Origin of the sequence: Flavisolibacter nicotianae (assembly GCF_003628535.1) — a bacterium.
GTDB classification, from domain to species: Bacteria; Bacteroidota; Bacteroidia; order Chitinophagales; family Chitinophagaceae; genus Flavisolibacter; species Flavisolibacter nicotianae.
Map to the genome: position 1 here is coordinate 41,819 of NZ_RBCI01000002.1, position 17,838 is coordinate 59,656.

Annotated in this window: 13 protein-coding genes and 1 pseudogene; 13 read left to right on the forward strand and 1 reads right to left on the reverse strand. The window is 51.0% G+C overall.

The window, feature by feature from the left end:
* Positions 1 to 10: 10 nt before the first annotated feature.
* The 9 genes and pseudogenes from D6024_RS05100 to D6024_RS27175 all read left to right on the forward strand — a co-directional run bounded on the left by D6024_RS05100 (position 11) and on the right by D6024_RS27175 (position 8,616).
* On the forward strand, positions 11 to 1,156 hold the full coding sequence (locus D6024_RS05100) for a SusE domain-containing protein (RefSeq protein WP_121353532.1): 1,146 nt from the start codon (positions 11 to 13) through the stop codon (positions 1,154 to 1,156).
* 107 nt (positions 1,157 to 1,263) lie between these two features.
* A complete protein-coding gene (locus D6024_RS05105; protein ID WP_121353533.1) occupies positions 1,264 to 2,427 on the forward strand; it encodes a glycoside hydrolase family 76 protein in 1,164 nt (387 codons plus the stop codon).
* Between the two features lie 228 nt (positions 2,428 to 2,655).
* Complete coding sequence (locus D6024_RS05110) at positions 2,656 to 3,564, forward strand: ROK family protein (RefSeq protein WP_121353534.1); 909 nt, start codon at positions 2,656 to 2,658, stop codon at positions 3,562 to 3,564.
* 54 nt (positions 3,565 to 3,618) lie between these two features.
* Entirely contained in the window at positions 3,619 to 4,635 is a 1,017-nt protein-coding gene (locus tag D6024_RS05115; RefSeq protein ID WP_121353535.1) for a LacI family DNA-binding transcriptional regulator, read from the forward strand.
* Between the two features lie 129 nt (positions 4,636 to 4,764).
* A complete protein-coding gene (locus tag D6024_RS05120; RefSeq protein WP_121353536.1) occupies positions 4,765 to 4,980 on the forward strand; it encodes a hypothetical protein in 216 nt (71 codons plus the stop codon).
* 71 nt (positions 4,981 to 5,051) lie between these two features.
* Positions 5,052 to 5,621: an RNA polymerase sigma-70 factor gene (locus tag D6024_RS05125; RefSeq protein ID WP_121353537.1), complete on the forward strand. Its 570-nt coding sequence runs from the start codon at positions 5,052 to 5,054 to the stop codon at positions 5,619 to 5,621.
* 120 nt (positions 5,622 to 5,741) lie between these two features.
* Positions 5,742 to 7,160 (forward strand): glycoside hydrolase family 125 protein, encoded by a 1,419-nt coding sequence (locus D6024_RS05130; RefSeq protein ID WP_121353538.1) that lies wholly within the window; start codon positions 5,742 to 5,744, stop codon positions 7,158 to 7,160.
* A gap of 87 nt (positions 7,161 to 7,247) precedes the next feature.
* On the forward strand, positions 7,248 to 7,706 hold the full coding sequence (locus D6024_RS05135; protein WP_121353539.1) for a DUF4964 domain-containing protein: 459 nt from the start codon (positions 7,248 to 7,250) through the stop codon (positions 7,704 to 7,706).
* Between the two features lie 34 nt (positions 7,707 to 7,740).
* Positions 7,741 to 8,616: pseudogene (locus tag D6024_RS27175) on the forward strand (DUF5127 domain-containing protein).
* Positions 8,617 to 9,156: 540 nt separating this feature from the next.
* Here the strand turns inward: D6024_RS27175 and D6024_RS05150 are convergent.
* Entirely contained in the window at positions 9,157 to 10,764 is a 1,608-nt protein-coding gene (locus D6024_RS05150; RefSeq protein WP_121353542.1) for an OmpA family protein, read from the reverse strand.
* Between the two features lie 525 nt (positions 10,765 to 11,289).
* Here D6024_RS05150 and D6024_RS05155 point away from each other — a divergent pair.
* From D6024_RS05155 to D6024_RS05170, 4 genes are read left to right on the forward strand one after another with little or no spacing between them, the layout of a single operon-like run.
* Positions 11,290 to 13,527, forward strand: coding sequence for a glycoside hydrolase family 2 protein (locus D6024_RS05155; protein WP_205573227.1), 2,238 nt, complete (start codon positions 11,290 to 11,292; stop codon positions 13,525 to 13,527).
* A gap of 10 nt (positions 13,528 to 13,537) precedes the next feature.
* Positions 13,538 to 14,551 carry a glycoside hydrolase family 43 protein gene (locus D6024_RS05160; protein ID WP_205573228.1) on the forward strand — a complete coding sequence of 338 codons (1,014 nt, stop codon included), beginning with the start codon at positions 13,538 to 13,540 and terminating at the stop codon, positions 14,549 to 14,551.
* Positions 14,552 to 14,585: 34 nt separating this feature from the next.
* A complete protein-coding gene (locus D6024_RS05165; protein ID WP_121353543.1) occupies positions 14,586 to 16,004 on the forward strand; it encodes a sulfatase-like hydrolase/transferase in 1,419 nt (472 codons plus the stop codon).
* A gap of 31 nt (positions 16,005 to 16,035) precedes the next feature.
* Positions 16,036 to 17,826: an arylsulfatase gene (locus D6024_RS05170; protein ID WP_205573229.1), complete on the forward strand. Its 1,791-nt coding sequence runs from the start codon at positions 16,036 to 16,038 to the stop codon at positions 17,824 to 17,826.
* Positions 17,827 to 17,838 lie beyond the last annotated feature (12 nt).

Consider the following 17,838-nt stretch of genomic DNA (forward strand, 5'->3'; position numbering starts at 1 on the left):
AAACTTGTTTATGAAATATTCGATTTTCAATCTTTCATCCCTTTTCGTGCTGTTGGTGGCCTTCACCTTCGGCAGCTGCAAGAAAGACGAAAGGGCCATCAATATGAACATCACCGAAGTCTCCACCTTGTATGCACCTACCGACAACCTTCATGTGAAGCTGGAGCCGGCAACTTCTGCCAGCGTAGTGTTTGAATGGGACCAGGCAAAAGCCGAAGACGGTTCACTGGTGATGTACGAAGTGGCCTTTGACAAAGTGAACGGCGATTTTACAGCCCCTGTGTATAAAATGAGCTCGGATGGAAACGGCGTGCAAAACAAGCTCACACTGAGCCACAAGGACCTGAACCGCATTGCCAACTTTGCCGGCATTCAGTCGCTGGAAACCGGGAAGCTGCGCTGGACGGTATTGGCATCAAAAGGCACCAACGTAAAGAAAGCAACCGTGTCGCGTATCATTGAAGTGGAAAGGCCCGCAGGTTTTGCCGAAATTCCCACAGAGGTGTACCTCACCGGTAGCGGAACCGAAGCCGGCGCCACCCTGGGATCAGCGATAAAAATGAAATCAACCGGTCCGGGTGTGTTTGAAATTTACACGCAACTGAAGCCGGGAACTTACGGGTTTGTGAATAAAACCACCGGTACACCGACGTCGTACACCATCCAGGGAGCGTTCCTGAAAATAGGTGATGCGGCAGCAACGCCTGTTACCACACCAACCGTTTACCGCATTGAGCTTGACTTTAACAACGCGGCGGTGAAGCTGACAGAAATTACAAAGGTTGGCTACTGGTTTGCACCACGCAATGCGTTAGAAGCAGAACTGACCTATGCCGGAAACGGTGTTTTCAAGGCCGAGAATGTACCCGTTCAGTTCAAACAGGAAAGCTGGGGCCGTGATGAACGCTATAAATTCCGCATGACCCTGAAAGCTGCTGACGGAACAACATTCCAGGAAGACTGGGGCAGCGTGAACCGCGACAACAGCCGTCCGACTGCAACCACGCCGGCTGCCTGGTACAACGTGTTTAAGCAAAATGTCAACCAGTGGGATTATACGTTCAAGTTCCCCACAGAAGCCGATATGAAGAACGTGGACCTGATCCTGAACTTTAAGCCGGATGCAGCCTACAACCACCAGGTTGTAATTAAGTAATCTCTTTCTCTCTCATATAGCAGTTTCTCATGTCCTGGCCCTACTCCAGGGTCAGGACATTCCTTTCAAACATGATCAAGTCAGTGCCCTTCTAAAAAGCCGGAAACATGAAGAATAGAATTACCAGCGTTTTTTTACCCGCCGTTTTTGTTTTGTTAAGCGTTGTCGGTTGCAAAAAAGATTATGACAATGGTTCAACCGGCGGTGGTACAACGAACCCACCAGCAGCCATTAATTGGAGCAAGGCCGCAGACAGCAGCACGGGAGCAACCCTGGCGAAGTTTTGGAATGCGGGTGAAAATTACTTCAACGAAAAGAATAACGGAACGGCGTTCCACTACTGGCCGCAGGCGCATGGACTGGATATACTGGTGGATGCTTATCTGCGAACGGGCAAGGCAGAATATAAAACCTACATGGACAACTGGTTTGCCGGTGTCAACAAGAAAAACGGCAACACCTTTCTGAATGAATTTTACGATGACATGGACTGGAATTCGCTGGCTATGTTACGGGCTTATGAAGCCACCGGTGACCAAAAATTTAAAACGGCTGTAGATGCTGTTTGGGCTGATATAAAAACCGGTTGGAACAACACGATGGGTGGCGGTATTGCCTGGCGGAAAGCGATGCCGTACTATAAGAACACGCCAGCCAATGCACCTGCAGCCATCCTGGCTGCCCGCCTTTACAAGAAATTCAACAACGCAGATGATTTAGCGTGGTCAAAGAAGATTTACGCCTGGGTAAAAGACAGCCTTTATAACAAAAGCACCGGCATGGTGTACGATGGAATGAATTCCGACAATGATGGAAAACGAAACACGACCTGGAAGTTTACGTACAACCAGGGCACCTTCATTGGTGCAGCCGTGGAGTTGTATTCGATCACCAACGATGCCGGCTACCTGAACGATGCGTTGCAAGCCGCAAACTTTACCCTTACCGATAACACTTTGACAAACTTCACCGACAACCTCTTACGCGATGAAGGCGGTGGTGATGGCGGGTTGTTTAAAGGCGTTTTTGTCCGCTATCTCACGCAACTGATCCTGGCACCCGGCATGGTGAGCTCCGATAAGCAACGCTATGCAAATTTCCTGAAACAAAATGCCGAAATCCTTTGGAACAAAGGAACCGACAAATCTTATCTTCTGTACGGTACCTACTGGAAAAATCCTCCCGGTGCTTCTACTGACTTTACCACGCAGGCAAGTGGCGCCATGCTGATCGAGGCCGTTGCTTTGCTGAAAGAAAAAGGAATTTTGTAAACACGGACGAGCAAAACGCACGAAGCAGAAATGGTAATATTTTGACCATTTCTGATACCGTTTTGTCCGGCCTTCATCGAAGAACAATCGTGTGATTATCTTTGATCGTTTGCAAAGCAGCATCTTTCTTTCAGGGGAGCGATGTGAAATAACCTTACCAGACCAACATCAGGAAAAGTACAGAGGCGTTCTACGAAGCTTCTGGTTTTCTGCACAAATAAAATAACCATGGTTGAATCTTTGGCAATCGGCGTTGATATTGGCGGGTCGCACATTACGGCTGCGCAGGTTGATCTGGCTACGCAACGTATTTTATTGCCTTCATTAAAAAGGGCCGCTGTGAACACAAGGGGAGATGCGGACGAAATCATTTCGGCCTGGTGCAGCGTACTCGTTGAAAATTGCAAAGGCCTTTGCCCGCAAACGGTAAAAATAGGGATTGCCATGCCCGGCCCCTTCGACTACCAGCAGGGCGTTTCTTATATGCGGGAGCAAAACAAATTTGATAGCCTGTATGGCCTGAGCGTCCGCACTCTGTTGGCGGAAAAACTGGGTCTTGTACCGGAAAATATTTCTTTCCTGAATGACGCAGCCTGCTTCCTCAAAGGTGAAGTCTTCGGCGGCGCGGCGAAAGGTTGCAGCAGGGTATTAGGATTGACATTGGGAACAGGATTCGGGTCCGCTATCTTTGATAACGGTCTTGTGGAAGATGCCAATCTTTGGTGCGACCCTTACAAGGATGGTATTGCGGAGGACCTGTTTTCGACACGCTGGTTCGTGAAGCGCTATACTGAACTGACCGGAAGAAACGCGAAAGACGTGAAGGGTATTCTTGATTCTGGCTGTGATGATAAGTTTGTAAAGCAGGTCTTTCGTGAGTTTGGTGAAAACCTGGGTGAGTATCTTGTTGGACTTTCGAACAGGTTCGATTTTGATACGGTTGTGATAGGCGGAAATATTGCAAAATCATTTCCGCTGTTTGCAGAGCCGTTACAAAACTTCGTTAGAGAGACCAATCAGGCAATCGCATTTAAACAATCAGTGCTGAACGAGAATGCAGCCCTGGTTGGTGCAGCAAGCATTTGGCAGGACGTGCAAACAGGGCCCCGGGTTCTGCACAGTCAGGAACTTCGTTAAAATAATAGATACTTTTACAATGCCTGACATAAACAGCAAATAAATTGAGATCGTATGCGCAAGGTTTCCATCAAGGATATTGCAATGAAGGCAGGCGTGGTTCCTTCCACGGTATCGCTTGTCCTGAATGGAAAGTCCAAGCAAATGCGCATCAGCGACGAACTGGCTGAAAAGATTAAAGCCATTGCCGAACAAACAGGGTATATTCCCAACCAAACGGCAGTTAGTCTTCGCACCGGACGTTCAAAAATTTTAGGGCTCATTGTCGAAGATATTTCCAACGTCTTTTTCGCTTCACTGGCAAAGGTGATTGAGGACGAAGTGAATTCTCTGGGGTATAAAATTGTGTACTGCAGTACCGACAATAACGACGAGAAAGGCCGGGAACTGATCAAAGTTCTCCTGCACCGGCAGGTGGATGGATTTTTGATCACGCCAAGCACCGGCATGATGAACGAAGTGAAAAGGCTGGTTGAGCTGAAGAAGCCAGTCGTGCTGATGGACCGCTTTTTTCCACAGCTCAATAACTCGTATGTGCTGGTAGATAATTTTTCCGGTGTGCAGCAAGGTGTGGAGTACCTGGTCCAAAAAGGACACCGCAACATTGCTTACATCACCAACGACCTGGATCAAAACCAGATGCACGAACGGGAGCGGGCCTATCGTGACATCCTGAAGAAACACAAACTGCCGGTAAGTGAGGCGCAGATTCTTCGATTGCCCTATGAGATTAAAAGCGAAGAGGCCGTGGCGAAGATGACAGAATTCCTGCGTTCTTCTCCGCAGCTCGACGCCGCTTTTTTTGCCACGAACTATTTAGGCGTTTATGGTCTGGAGAGTATACAGCAACTAGGCTATCAAATCCCCCGTGATCTGGCGATCGTTTGCTTCGACGATCATGCGCTTTTCCGGCTGATGGCGCCAGGCATCACCTGCATCCGGCAACCGATTGAAGCCATTGCTACTACGGCTGTCAATTTCCTGCTTCAGCAGTTTGCCGATACAGTGCCGCCGCCGGAGCAACTACAGGAATTAAAAAAGCCAACTTTAGTCATTAGGGGCTCGGTATAGAAAGACAAAAACAAGATAGGATGTGAATGAATTCACCGACGGATTTATTGATTGTGAGGTAAGCGTACACAAACAAACAACTGGAGAGCTTATCTTTAAGTAAAGAAAAGACCCGGTTCAAACCAACAAATGAACGACGAGCTTTTGATATTAATTGAAAAATACCTGAATGGTGAAGCCACGGAAAGTGAACGGGAGGCCGTTGACGAATGGTATCTTTCATTTGAGTCGCATCCCGGGCTGACAGCGCAACTGGGCCCGGAAGAAGCGGCAAGAGCAATGACGGCGAGCTTTACCGCACTTTCCCGGAAATTAGAATCAACAGAAACTGACTTTCATCAATGAGCCGTTTAAATATTTCCTTACATTTGGAATCTCACTTTACTTTCCGTTGAATTGAATAAAAAACGAATTGCATGCTCCAAAGCCAAGTGCCATATCTCTCCTTAACCGATGCGGAGTTGTTCAGGATGACGCAGCAGGAGAACGATACAAAGGCCTACGAGATCCTCTATTACCGGTATTGGCCAAAGCTGATTGATACAGCTTACAGGCGGCTTTCTTCGCGACAGGCTGCTGAAGACCTGGTACAGGATCTCTTCGTCAACTTTTACCAGCGGCGGGCACAGATCGAATTCACCACCTCCATCCAGTCCTATTTAAATCAGGCATTGAAGTACAAAATTCTGAACGAATACCGGGCTGCCTCCACTCGTACCGCTTACAGCAACTTTTTTTTAAACACCGTTTGCAAAAACGATTTTGCAAATCCGGTTGAAGCAAAGGAATTAACACAGAAAATTGAAACAGTGCTGGCTTCCTTGCCCGAAAAGTGCAGGCAGGTCTTTCTGCTGAGCCGGAAGGAAAAGCTCTCCAACAAAGAGATTGCGGCGCGGCTGAATATTTCCGTCAGCACCGTGGAAAAGCACATTGTAAAGGCCCTCAAAATCCTTCGCAGTTCCGTTAGCGATTATCAGGCTTTATAAGCCGGGGTTTAGGATGATGCCTTAGTGCGAAAAGTTCACCGGCAATGATGGCGGAAAGGCCCTCGTTACGTGACTATTCAATAGCCATTTTTGTTTTGCCATCATTTCAAAAAACATCTTATGCAAAGAAGGGATTTTATCAGAACCTCCGGTGTAATCGGATCGGGTTTGATGCTTAGCGGACTGCCGGCCTTTGCCGCATCAGCGGCTTACCCGGTGGTGAGAACGCCGGAAAACGCACGACGGTTTACCAGTACGGCTGTTGAAAAAGCGATTGCCACGTTTGAAGCAGGCGTGAAGAACAAGGAGCTTGGTTGGCTTTTTGGCAACTGTTTTCCAAACACGCTGGACACCACTGTTTTTCACGAAATAAAAGATGGTGTTCCCGATACCTATGTCATTACCGGCGACATAGATGCCATGTGGCTCCGGGACAGCAGCGCACAGGTTTGGCCGTACCTGCAACTGGTAAAAGAAGACAAGGCACTGCAAAACCTCATTGCCGGCGTTATCAACCGCCAAACCGCCTGCATTCTGAAAGATCCCTATGCCAATGCATTCTATAACGACCCGAATAAACGGGGAGAATGGGCAAAAGACCACACGGATATGAAGCCCGGCGTGCACGAACGCAAGTGGGAGATTGACAGCCTTTGCTATCCAATCCGGTTGGCGTATAACTATTGGAAAAAGACCGGCGACACAAAGCCCTTTACCGGCCAATGGAAACAAGCGGTGTTGACGACCCTTCAGGTTTTTCGGGAGCAGCAGCGGAAGACAGGGAACGGACCGTACAAATTCCAGCGAAACACGCCTTTTGCCACCGATACCCTGCCGATGAATGGCTATGGTTACCCGGTAAAGCCGGTTGGTTTAATTTGTTCTGCGTTTCGCCCCAGCGACGATGCAACCGTTTATTCGTTTTTAATTCCCTCCAACTTTTTTGCTGTCGTTAGCCTGCGGCAGGCAGCCGAGATGATGACGGCTATTGCCAAAGACAAAGCATCCGCCGACCAACTGACAAACCTTGCGGCTGAAGTGGAGAAAGCGTTGAAAGAACATGCCATTGTCAACCACCCACGCTTCGGAAAAGTCTATGCTTTCGAGGTGAACGGCTTTGGCAGCTACAACCTGATGGACGACGCCAATGTTCCCAGTTTGTTGGCCATGCCTTACCTGGGCGCCATCAAAAACACCGATCCGGTTTACCAGAACACACGTCGATTGGTTCTTTCATCCGACAACCCGTTTTTTTTCAAGGGAACGGCCGGTGAGGGCATCGGTGGTCCGCACGTAGGGCAAGACATGATCTGGCCCATGGCCATTATCATGCGTGGCCTCACCAGCAACAACGATGCGGAAATAAAAAGCTGTATTGACATGCTTCGCAAAACGCATGGGGACACCGGTTTTATGCACGAGTCGTTTCACAAGGACGATCCAACAAAGTTTACCCGGAAATGGTTTGCCTGGGCCAATACCTTGTTTGGTGAGTTTTTGTGGAAGACGTACAGGGAGAAGCCGCACCTGCTTGCCTGAAAAACAGAAGACGAGCCTGACCTCTTTTAGTTGTCACGTTTTGTATTTCTACGACAAGTCTGCTTTTACCATTTCAACCCTTCAACCATGTTAGTTTCTTTCCGGAAACCAAGGCAAGCCGTTTTGCTTTCCTTGGTTTTGTTAGCGGTACAAGCCGGTGCTCAAATAAAGCAGGCACCTGCTTATCCGTTGATTACCCATGATCCGTATTTCAGTGTCTGGTCCTTTGCCGATACGTTAAGCAGCCGGACAACCACACACTGGACAGGTGCGCCGCAGTCACTTTTGGGAATGATAAAAGTAGATGGGAATGTTTACCGGTTTCTTGGCGCCGACGAACCGCACTATTCGGCTATTTTGCCAGCCTCCGACGAAGCAGACTACACCGTTCAGTACACCGAGGACAAACCAACCAATGACTGGATGCTTGGGTCCTTCAATGATGCCTCCTGGAAAACAGGCATGGCTCCATTCGGCGACGACGGTAAGGCGGAAACCAAATGGTCAAAAAGAAACCCTGTGGGTGAGGAGAGCGTTCCAGGTTGAAAATCCCATCAGCGAAGCGCTTTACCTGAAAACGATGCATGACGATGATTGCGAAATTTACCTGAATGGTGAAAAAGTATACACGTCAGGATTGGTCAACAATTTCAAGTACAGTAAAATTAACCAACAGCTAAAAAAAGGAAAGAATGTGCTGGCAGTACTGGCCACAAATACCGGTGGAGGTGCCTGGCTGGAGGTTGGGTTGGTGTACGAGCAGAAAGACAGCTCGCCACAGCCGCAGAAAGCCGTGCAGCGTGCCGTCACCGTTATCGCTACGCAGACCGTGTATGATTTCACTTGTGGCGGCGGTGACCTGAAACTGACTTTTCTTTCACCATTGTTGCTGAACAACCTGGACCTGCTGTCCCGTCCTGTGTCATACCTTGCAACCACAGTGGCCGCCAATGATGGCAAAACGCACCAGGTGCAGGTTTATTTGGGTGCTTCTACCAACCTGGCGGTGAACACGCCGGTCCAGGAAGTGCAGGCACAAAAAGGCAAAACGGGCAGCCTGTCGTATATAAAAGCGGGAACCACAGCTTAGCCGGTCCTGCAGAAGAAAGGCGACAATGTGCGCATCGATTGGGGCTACCTGTATGTGGCGGCACCGCAAACAGCCAACGCAGTTCAGTCCATTACGCCAGCTACCGAAGTGGTAAACTTTTTTCGCATGGGCAACACGACTGCGTCTTCTTCAACCGGTAAAGGACTGATGGTAAACACTGTCCTGAATTTGGGTATGGTAGGAAAGGCAGCAAATGAGCAGTTTATCCTTCTTGGCTATGATGATATTTATTCATTCATGACCAATGAAACAAATGCCTGTGTGTTTTTATTTTTCCAGGCGAGTGCTTTTGTTACCCATTTAAAACCACCGTATTTGGCAGGGGTTGTTTATCTGGAGAAGTGATACACACGCAGCAACGATTTTAAGATTTTTAAAACAGGCAACACTCCCCTTCACCCGCATTATGGTAAAAATCTTTCGGCTTTTCTTTTCAATGCAAGGGATTGACTGATGTGGAAACTTACTTGTTGGATGCACGGTGACCTGGACGTAGTCGGCCCTTTGCGTGAGAAACGGGATAGGGCGCCTCTGTCTATGTAGAAGAGAGGGTTTGTCATCTTTTCTGTTTTTCTGCGTTGTTAATTCAATTGCATGGAATTTCTCCGGAGAAATAAACCACGGGAGGCAGAGTTCCAATCTTCGCCATTTGATCATCAGGCCGTTAATCAGGCAAATAGTTTCCTGTCCTTTGCAATCGGTTCGGGATTTGTTTTGTTGGGGCTACCAGCCATAACAAGTGACGATGATAAAATGATTGTCGCCGCTTACATAGTTTGAGTAAGCCATGCTGACATAACTTGACGATACATATCCCGGGTCTCGCCATAAGCGCTTGTCCAAAGCGCCTTTCTGCGAAGACCCCGGGCAGGCAAAATCGACAGCCTAATTTTTCACGATTTTAAACTCCACCCGCCTGTTCAATTGCCTGTTCTCGTCGGTATCGTTCGGCGCAACCGGTCTTGTTTCGCCATAACCCTGTGAACTGATCCGGTTGGGCGCAATGCCTTTGGAAAGGATGTATTGCATCACCGAACGGGCCCGGTTATCACTCAGTTTGAAATTGTATTCATCAGCACCACGGCTATCCGTATGCGCACTCATTTCAATTTCGATGGCAGGGTTTTCGTTCAGCAACTTCACCACCCTGTCCAGCTCCAGGTACGACTCCGGCCGGAGATCCCATTTGTCGAAATCAAAGAACACGTTGTTCAGCCGGAACACCTGTCCCACTTCGATGGGCACCAGGAAGAGGTCTTTGTGGATCTCTTTGTACCCGGCTTTCACCAGCGAATCGAGGTTCAGGTTTTCCGAGATGGCGAAAAATTTATCGGCTGCAGCACGAATGCTGTAGTTCTTATCGTAGGGCAATACCATCTTGAACGAACCATCCGATGGACTCGACAGGCCGTTGCCGGCAACAGCACCATCCGGCAGGGTTTCGTACACAAGCGAAGCGCTGAGCGGCCGGCCGGTCTTTTTGTTGTACACATTGCCGCTGACCAGGACCACCGGCGCGGGTTTTTCTTTTTCCAGCAGTTTGATCCGCACAATATCACTGGAACCCAAACTATTCAGGTGGGTGCTCATGTACGCAAATTCGCCCCCTGCATCCATCGTGAAAAAGGCGTCCCAGTCGCTGGTGTTGATCGGGCTGCCCAGGTTCGCCGGCTCCGACCAGTTTTGCCAGGTGTCGTCGAGGCGTTTGGTCATCCAGATATCGTTATCACCCAGCCCGCCGGGCCGGTCGCTGCTGAAGTAGAGGGTTTTGCCGTCGGCAGCGAGATAGGGCGTCATTTCGTTGTATTTCTTCAGGTTGATTTTCTTCCCCAGGCTTTTCGGCTCCGACCAGGAATCGTCGGGCAGGAGGAAGCTGACATAGAGATCGTTGTTGTCGCCGCCTTTCTCTTCGCTCATGTAAAGCAACAGGGTCTGCCCGTTCTGTGCCATGCTGGCCCCGTTCTGGCTGCCGCGGTCGTACTTGTCGTAGTTCCGGATCCACAGTGCCTGGGGCTTGCTCCAGGTGCCGTCTTTCCTGCGATGGCTCATGCTCACGCCGTTGCCCGCATAGTCGCCATCCACAAAGGCATTGCGGATGAGGATGCGGTTGTTGTCGGGAGAGATCCAGAACACCGCGTTGTAGAAATAGGTATTCAGCGGGTATTCCATGTGAATGGCTTCGGACCATTTGCCGTTGCTGTCCCGCTCCGAATACCAGATGTCCTGCGAGTTGCGGATGGACGTGTATTTTGTATTGTAGGGATGATTTTCGCAGATAAAGAACAGGAGGTTGCCATCGGCCGAAATCGTTGGACGCAGCTCTGCCAGGTTGGAATTGATGTTCCGGCCGATATTTTCCACCTTGATGATGGTTTCGGCACCGATAAGGTTTTCTTTTTGCGGCACCAGTTTTTCGGCGCTGTCGGCGGCCAGTTGCGCTGAAACCGGTTGCAGCAGGGAAGACAGCAGAAGCCAGGCGATCACATTTTTCATAGGGTTGGCTTTGACGGGAAATTCAATTAAAATAACCCTACAAATACAATCAATTATTCCGACGTTTCAAAATCAGGTCGGCGTCGCCTTGCCCGGCCGCAAACGGAAAAGAAGAAGTGAACCTGGCTGGTTCTGCAGATAACAGGCCAGTCGGGAGAAGCCGGGAAGCCTTGGAAGAAGCGTTCACGGACCGTTAATCCGGTAAACAGAATCCCGGTTGTGTCGGCCCGGGGTTCGCCACGGCGTCTGTCTCGCCGGGTCAACGGCGAAGGGGCCGGGCGGACAGAAAATAAAGAATGAGACCAAACCACGACTCGGCATCATCATGCCACCGGATAGTTGGCCTGGACCCTGGTGCACCCACTGCCCGCCAGGGAACGTTGATGTGTAATTTTTCTTAACGGCACACGCTATTCTACAAATCTTATACACACAACGACAATCGTGTCAGGGGCCGCCAGCCCAGGCGTTTATTTTCGTGCCGGTCGGAAAAGACTATCTACTAACCATACAGAAAGAGATCGCATGCAGAAAGTCATTGTTTTATTGTTTGGCATGATTGCACTGGGAGCACAATCCCAAACCTGGAAACCGGCCAGCGTGAGCTTAACCACCCGGTGGGGGAAAGAGGTAACACCGTCCAATGCGTGGACAGAATATCCCCGCCCGCAACTGCAGCGGGCTTCCTGGATGAACCTGAACGGCCTTTGGAACTATGCTGTGCAGCCCAAGGGGCAGGCCATACCGGCTTCCTACGAAGGCCAGCTCCTGGTGCCGTTTTGTATTGAGTCGTCTTTGTCCGGCGTGGGAAAGCCCCTGTTGCCTTCGCAGGACCTGTGGTACAACCGGACGTTCACGCTCCCTGCGGCCTGGACCGGGAAAGACGTCTTGCTGCATTTTGATGCCGTGGATTGGGAAACCAAACTTTGGGTGAACGGGAAAAAAGTGGGCGAGCACAAAGGCGGATCCGATCCCTTTAGCTTCAACATTACCCCTTATTTAAAGAAGAAAGGCGAACAGGAGATCGTCCTCAGTGTGTGGGACCCAACCGACACCGGCCTGCAGCCAAGAGGCAAGCAGGTGCTCGATCCCAAGGGAATCTGGTACACGGCCGTTTCGGGCATCTGGCAAACCGTTTGGCTGGAACCGGTGCCAAAAACGACAGTGCAGCAATTTGTGCCTACGGCCGACATTGAGGGAGGCAAGATCCGTTTTGCGACCACGGCTTCCGGTTTAACGGGCAACGAGCAATTGCACCTTGTTATCAAAAGCAGGGGCAAAACAGTAAAAGATACCACTGCTGCATTCCAGCCCAACCTCGCTGTTTCACTCCCTTCTGTCAACCTGTGGACGCCGCAGACGCCCAACCTCTATACGGTTGATGTGGAACTGCGCCGCAACAACCAGGTGCTCGACCGGTTCAACTCGTATTTTGCCATGCGCAAAATTGCCCTGGGCAAAGACAAAAACGGTTACACCCGCCTGTTGCTGAACAACCAGCCGCTTTTCCAGTTTGGAACGCTGGACCAGGGCTGGTGGCCCGACGGGCTCTTAACGCCGCCGTCGGATGAGGCCATGGTCTACGACATGGTGAAGCTAAAAGAGATGGGCTTCAACATGCTGCGCAAACACATCAAGGTCGAACCTTCGCGTTATTATTACCACGCCGACTCGCTGGGAATTTTGTTGTGGCAGGATATGCCCTCGGGCTTTGCCGGTTTCAACACGCCATCACATGTGGCGGCAGAGGCCAGGGAGGACTGGAAGCGTCCCGCCGAATCCGCAACGCAGTTCGAAACCGAATGGCGGGCCATTATGGACCACCTGCGCTTTTTTCCCAGCATTGTGATGTGGGTGCCGCTCAACGAAGGCTGGGGCCAGTACGATACCAAACGCATTGCCGAACTGACAAAAAATTACGATCCCACACGACTGGTGGATGCTCCCAGCGGCTGGACCGATCGCGGGGTGGGTGATGTGAACGATGCACACCAGTATCCTGGTCCGGGTATGGAGCCGCCGGCGGCCAACCCCGGCCGGGCCATTGTGCTGGGCGAATTTGGTGGCCTTGGCCTGGTGGTAAAAGATCATATCTGGGACCCGAAAAAGCGCAACTGGGGTTACAAGACCTACCTGGAAAAAGACAAGCTGGTTTCGGAATACACCGAGTTGCTGTACAACCTGCAACTGATGGTGCCGCGGGGACTGGCCGCTGCCATCTATACCCAAACCACCGATGTGGAGGGGGAAGTCAACGGAATGTTGACCTACGACCGCGAAGTGATCAAGATACCCGAAGCGTTATTGCGCCAGTTGCATGCATCCCTGTATGCGCAGCCCAACGGAAAGATCACCTTCATCAATAAGGCCACCGAAACAGAGCCGAACAAATTTAAATACGTGATAGGCGCAGCCCCGGATGGCTGGCTGCAACAGGCCATGCCGGCCAGCTTTAAAGAAACGGAATCAAAACCCCTGCTGGCCAAAGGCGCTTCCATCTATGCTTACCAGGATTTTACTATCAATGAGATGCCCGAAGGATTGGGGGTGAAGCTCTATGGATTTGGCGATGCCAAAATTTATCTCAACGGCCGGTTGATCTGGGAGGAAGAGAAGATCCGCACAAAAAGGCATTACGACGACATTAATCTCTCCAACAAAATTTCCCTGCTGAAAAAAGGGAACAACCGCCTTGCGGTGGAATGCACCAACGCAACACAGGAGACCCATTTTGATTTTTGCCTGTATCGGTTAGATAAATGATCTTGCTACGATGATGAATAACCGTCTTACCTGGATCAATTGGCTGTTGCTGGCGTTTGTGGCCACCACGGTTTCCTGCTGCGCTGCAAAAAAAATGGCGCAGTCTTCACAGGAACAGGAGAATCTATTTCTGGCCGACCCTTCGATTTTTTATGAGAAGGGAACCTATTATTTGTCCGGAACCGGGGGTGCCCGGTTCACGTCCGGCTTTGCCGTTTACGCATCGAAAGATTTGAAAACCTGGACAGGTCCTGTCGGTGCCAAGGAAGGCTATGCCCTGAAAAAAGGCGATGCTTTTGGTGAGCAAGGTTTCTGGGCGCCGCAGGTGTTTTCCTATCGCAACAAATATTACATGGCCTATGCTGCCAACGAGCATATCGGCATTGCCGTAAGCGATAGCCCGGCTGGACCGTTTACACAACCCAATGGCCAAGCCATCTCGCAAGCGACGAAGCAGATCGATCCCTTTGTGTTCATCGATGACGATGGAAAAAAATACCTGTACTACGTAGTGGTGGCCGATGGCGGCAACCGGATTTATGTCGCAGAAATGAACGACGACCTGTTGTCGGTAAAAGAGGGAACCGCAAAGAAATGCATCGAGGCCACCGAAAAATGGGAAAACACCGACCCGGCTTACAGCAACTGGGCTGTGACAGAAGGCCCCACCGTTGTAAAGCACAACAACCTCTATTACCTGCTGTACAGTGCCAACCATTTTAAAAGCGTGGATTATGCGGTGGGGTATGCCACCAGCACTTCACCCTTCGGGCCCTGGAAGAAATACGGGGGAAACCCGGTTCTTCATCAAAGCTTGACCGGGCAAAACGGCAGTGGTCACGGTGACCTGGTGAGAGGAAAAAACAACGAGTGGTTCTATGTTTTTCACACGCATTTTTCAGCCGAAAAAATTTCGCCGCGTAAAACAGCGATCATCCAGGTGAAATTTGAAAAAGAGCCGCAAACAGGCATCGACAAACTGGTGGCAATGCCATCCACATTCCGGTATTTATATCAACAATGAAATCCCTGATTCCTTCATTTTATACCCTCGCGATATGCAAAAATTGATTTGTCTCTTTTTCGTTACAGTGGCTTGTATAGGCTTCTCTGTTGCAGAAGCCCAGCAAAACAAAAAGCCCAATGTCATCATCATTTTTATCGACGACATGGGCTATGGAGACCTGAGCAGCTATGGCAACACGCAGGTACAAACCACCAACATGGATGCCCTGGCGGCAAAGGGCACACGGGTATCGCAGTTCTATGTCAACTGCCCGGTGTGTTCGCCCTCCCGGGTGGCGATGATGACAGGACAGTACCCGGCACGGCACCGCTTTTACACCTACCTCGCGGGCCGCAAGAAAAACGCGGAAAACAAAATGCCCGACTACCTGCCCGCTACCGTACCAACGCTGGCGAAACTGATGAAGGCAAACGGTTATGCCACGGCGCATTTTGGCAAATGGCACCTGGGCGGCGGCCGGGATGTAGGCGATGCGCCGCTGCCCACGGAATACGGTTTCGATAAAACCTTTACCAGCTTTGAAGGCCTGGGCGACCGCACGCTGACCATGGCCGATAACCTGAACAAGCAAAGCGCTGAACTGGGTCGCGGCAATATTGTAGTAGCGCCGCAGCACAAGCAAACCGAAATGTATGTCGACAGCGCCATTGCATTTATTCAATCACATCAAAACCAGCCTTTCCTGGTCAATCTTTTCACCAATGATGTGCACGATCCCTACAATCCAGCCGACGGCGGGGCCCAGCAGTATGCAGCCGTGACTACCAATAAGGAGCAGCAAAAGTTTTTGGCTGTATTGAAAGATCTGGACAACCAGATCGGCCGTTTTATGACAGCGCTGAAGAACATGAACCTCCTGGAAAACACGCTGATCGTTTTTACCAGCGATAACGGTCCCACCGACTGGCCCTTTTACTACAAGAACGGCGGCGAGCCACCGTGCAGCGCCGGCGACCTGCGGGGACGTAAATGGAGCCTCTATGAAGGCGGTATCCGGGAGCCTTTTTTCGTGGTGTGGCCCGGGAAGATACCGGCGGGAAAAGTGAACGAAAAAGCCGTAATGAGCGTGGTGGACATTGTGCCAACTGTAGCGGCGCTGACCGGTGTAAAACTGCCCAACGACTACCGTTCGGATGGTGTGGATGAAAGCAAAGTGTTGCTGGGAAAACAGGCTAACGAACCGCACGACCTTTTCTGGTATTATAACAACGAACCCGTTCCGGGCAAGGCGGCCAACATTTCGCCAACATTGGCTATGCGCTCCGGGAAATGGAAGCTGCTCATGGAACCCGATGGCTCCAAGAAGCAGTTGTACAACCTGGAGAAAGACCACAAGGAAACCACCAACCTGGTGGACGCGGAGAAAAAAATCACCACGGAAATGACAAAGAAATTGGCCGGCTGGTACAAAGGCGTGGTGGTGGGAAACGCCCCTGCCGGCATGTTCTGAACCTCTTTTATTGTAAATCCATAATAGGCTCATGAGAAAGATTGCTGTCAAACTGGGTTGGCTTTTTACGGGGCTGGCCATGGGAAGTCCGCTTCTGCTGCAGGCGCAGCAACCGCAGCGCCCCAACATCATCCTCATTCTTTCCGACGACATGGGCTATTCGGATCTGGGCTGCTACGGTGGCGAGATCAAAACCCCCAACCTGGATGCCCTGGCAAAAGGCGGCTTGCGCTACACGCATTTTTACAATGTCGGGCATTGCTGTCCCTCCCGGGCGGCACTGCTGACGGGATTGTATCCCCAGCAAACGGGATTGGGCTGGATGGTGGATACAAAATTTGAGCAGCCCGGCTATACCGATGAATTGAACAACCACTGTGTGACGGTAGCCGAAGTATTGCAAAAGGCCGGTTATGCTACCTACATGGCGGGAAAGTGGCATCTGGCGCACAACATGCGGGACGATGGGCCCAAATACAACTGGCCCTTGCAGCGGGGCTTAGAAAAGTTTTACGGCATCATCACCGGTGCCGGCAATTTCTACGACCCGGCCACCCTTTGCCGTAACAACACGCTGATCACACCTTACACCGACTCACTGTACCACCCCAAAGACTTTTACTTCACCGATGCGATCTCGGACAACGCGGTTGCTTTTGTGAAAGAACACCAAAGCCCAAAGCCGTTTTTTCTGTACCTGGCCTACACGGCTGCGCACTGGCCCATGCAGGCGCCGGAAGCCGCCATTGCCAAATACAAGGGCCACTATGCTGCCGGTTGGGACAAGCTGCGGGCTGAGCGACTTAAGCGGGAAAAACAATTAGGCATGATCAATGCCAACGCTGTTCTTTCGCCCCTGGACACACATAGCTGGGAAGAGGAGCCCGACAAAGCTGCTATGGAGCGCCGGATGGAAACTTATGCAGCGATGGTAACGATCATGGACGAGGGCATCGGCCGCCTGGTTGCCGAGCTGAAAAAAGAAGGCAAGTTTGAAAACACGATCATTTTGTTTTTGCAGGACAACGGCGGCAATGCGGAAGGTGTTGGTTTTGGCGGTCCCAATGGCGAAACGCGGCCCGTGGCGAAAGACACGGCGGCGGTGAAGCGCCTGGCGAAAACCGATGTGCAATACAGCGTCATTTCTCCCATGACCCGTGACGGTCAAATGGTGAGAATGGGCAAGCAGGTGATGGCCGGACCGGCCGATACCTACCTGGCTTACCTGAAGCCCTGGGCCAATTTGTCCAACACGCCTTTTCTGAAGTATAAAAATTTCACCTACGAAGGCGGCATTGCCACGCCGCTGATCATTCACTGGCCGGCCGGCATCAAAGCAAAAGGTGCCACCCGGCAGCAGGTCGGCCACGAGGTTGACATCCTGCCAACCCTGGTGGCCCTGGCCGGGGCAACCTACCCGCAGCAGGTTCAGCAAAACAGCATTACACCGGTATCCGGTGTGAGCCTGGTGCCAACGTTTGCCGGCAGGCAACTGCCGGAGCGGGCCATTTATTGGGAACACCAGGCCAACCGGGCCATGCGCCTGGGAAAATGGAAGATCGTTTCCGGGGGGATCATGAACGGACCTTACGGCAAATGGAAAACCTATACCAGCCTTCCCTGGCAACTCTTCGACCTGGAAAAAGACCCGGCCGAACTCCAGGACCTGTCGGGTGCTTACCCGGATGTCGTCAAAAAAATGGTGGCCATGTGGGAGAAATGGGCACAGGAAACAAACGTCTATCCCATGCCGTGGAAAGAAGAGAAAAGACCGGCCGCGGCCAACTATATTTCAACGCCCTGGGAGTATCCAAATTTTTAAATGCCTTCTTTT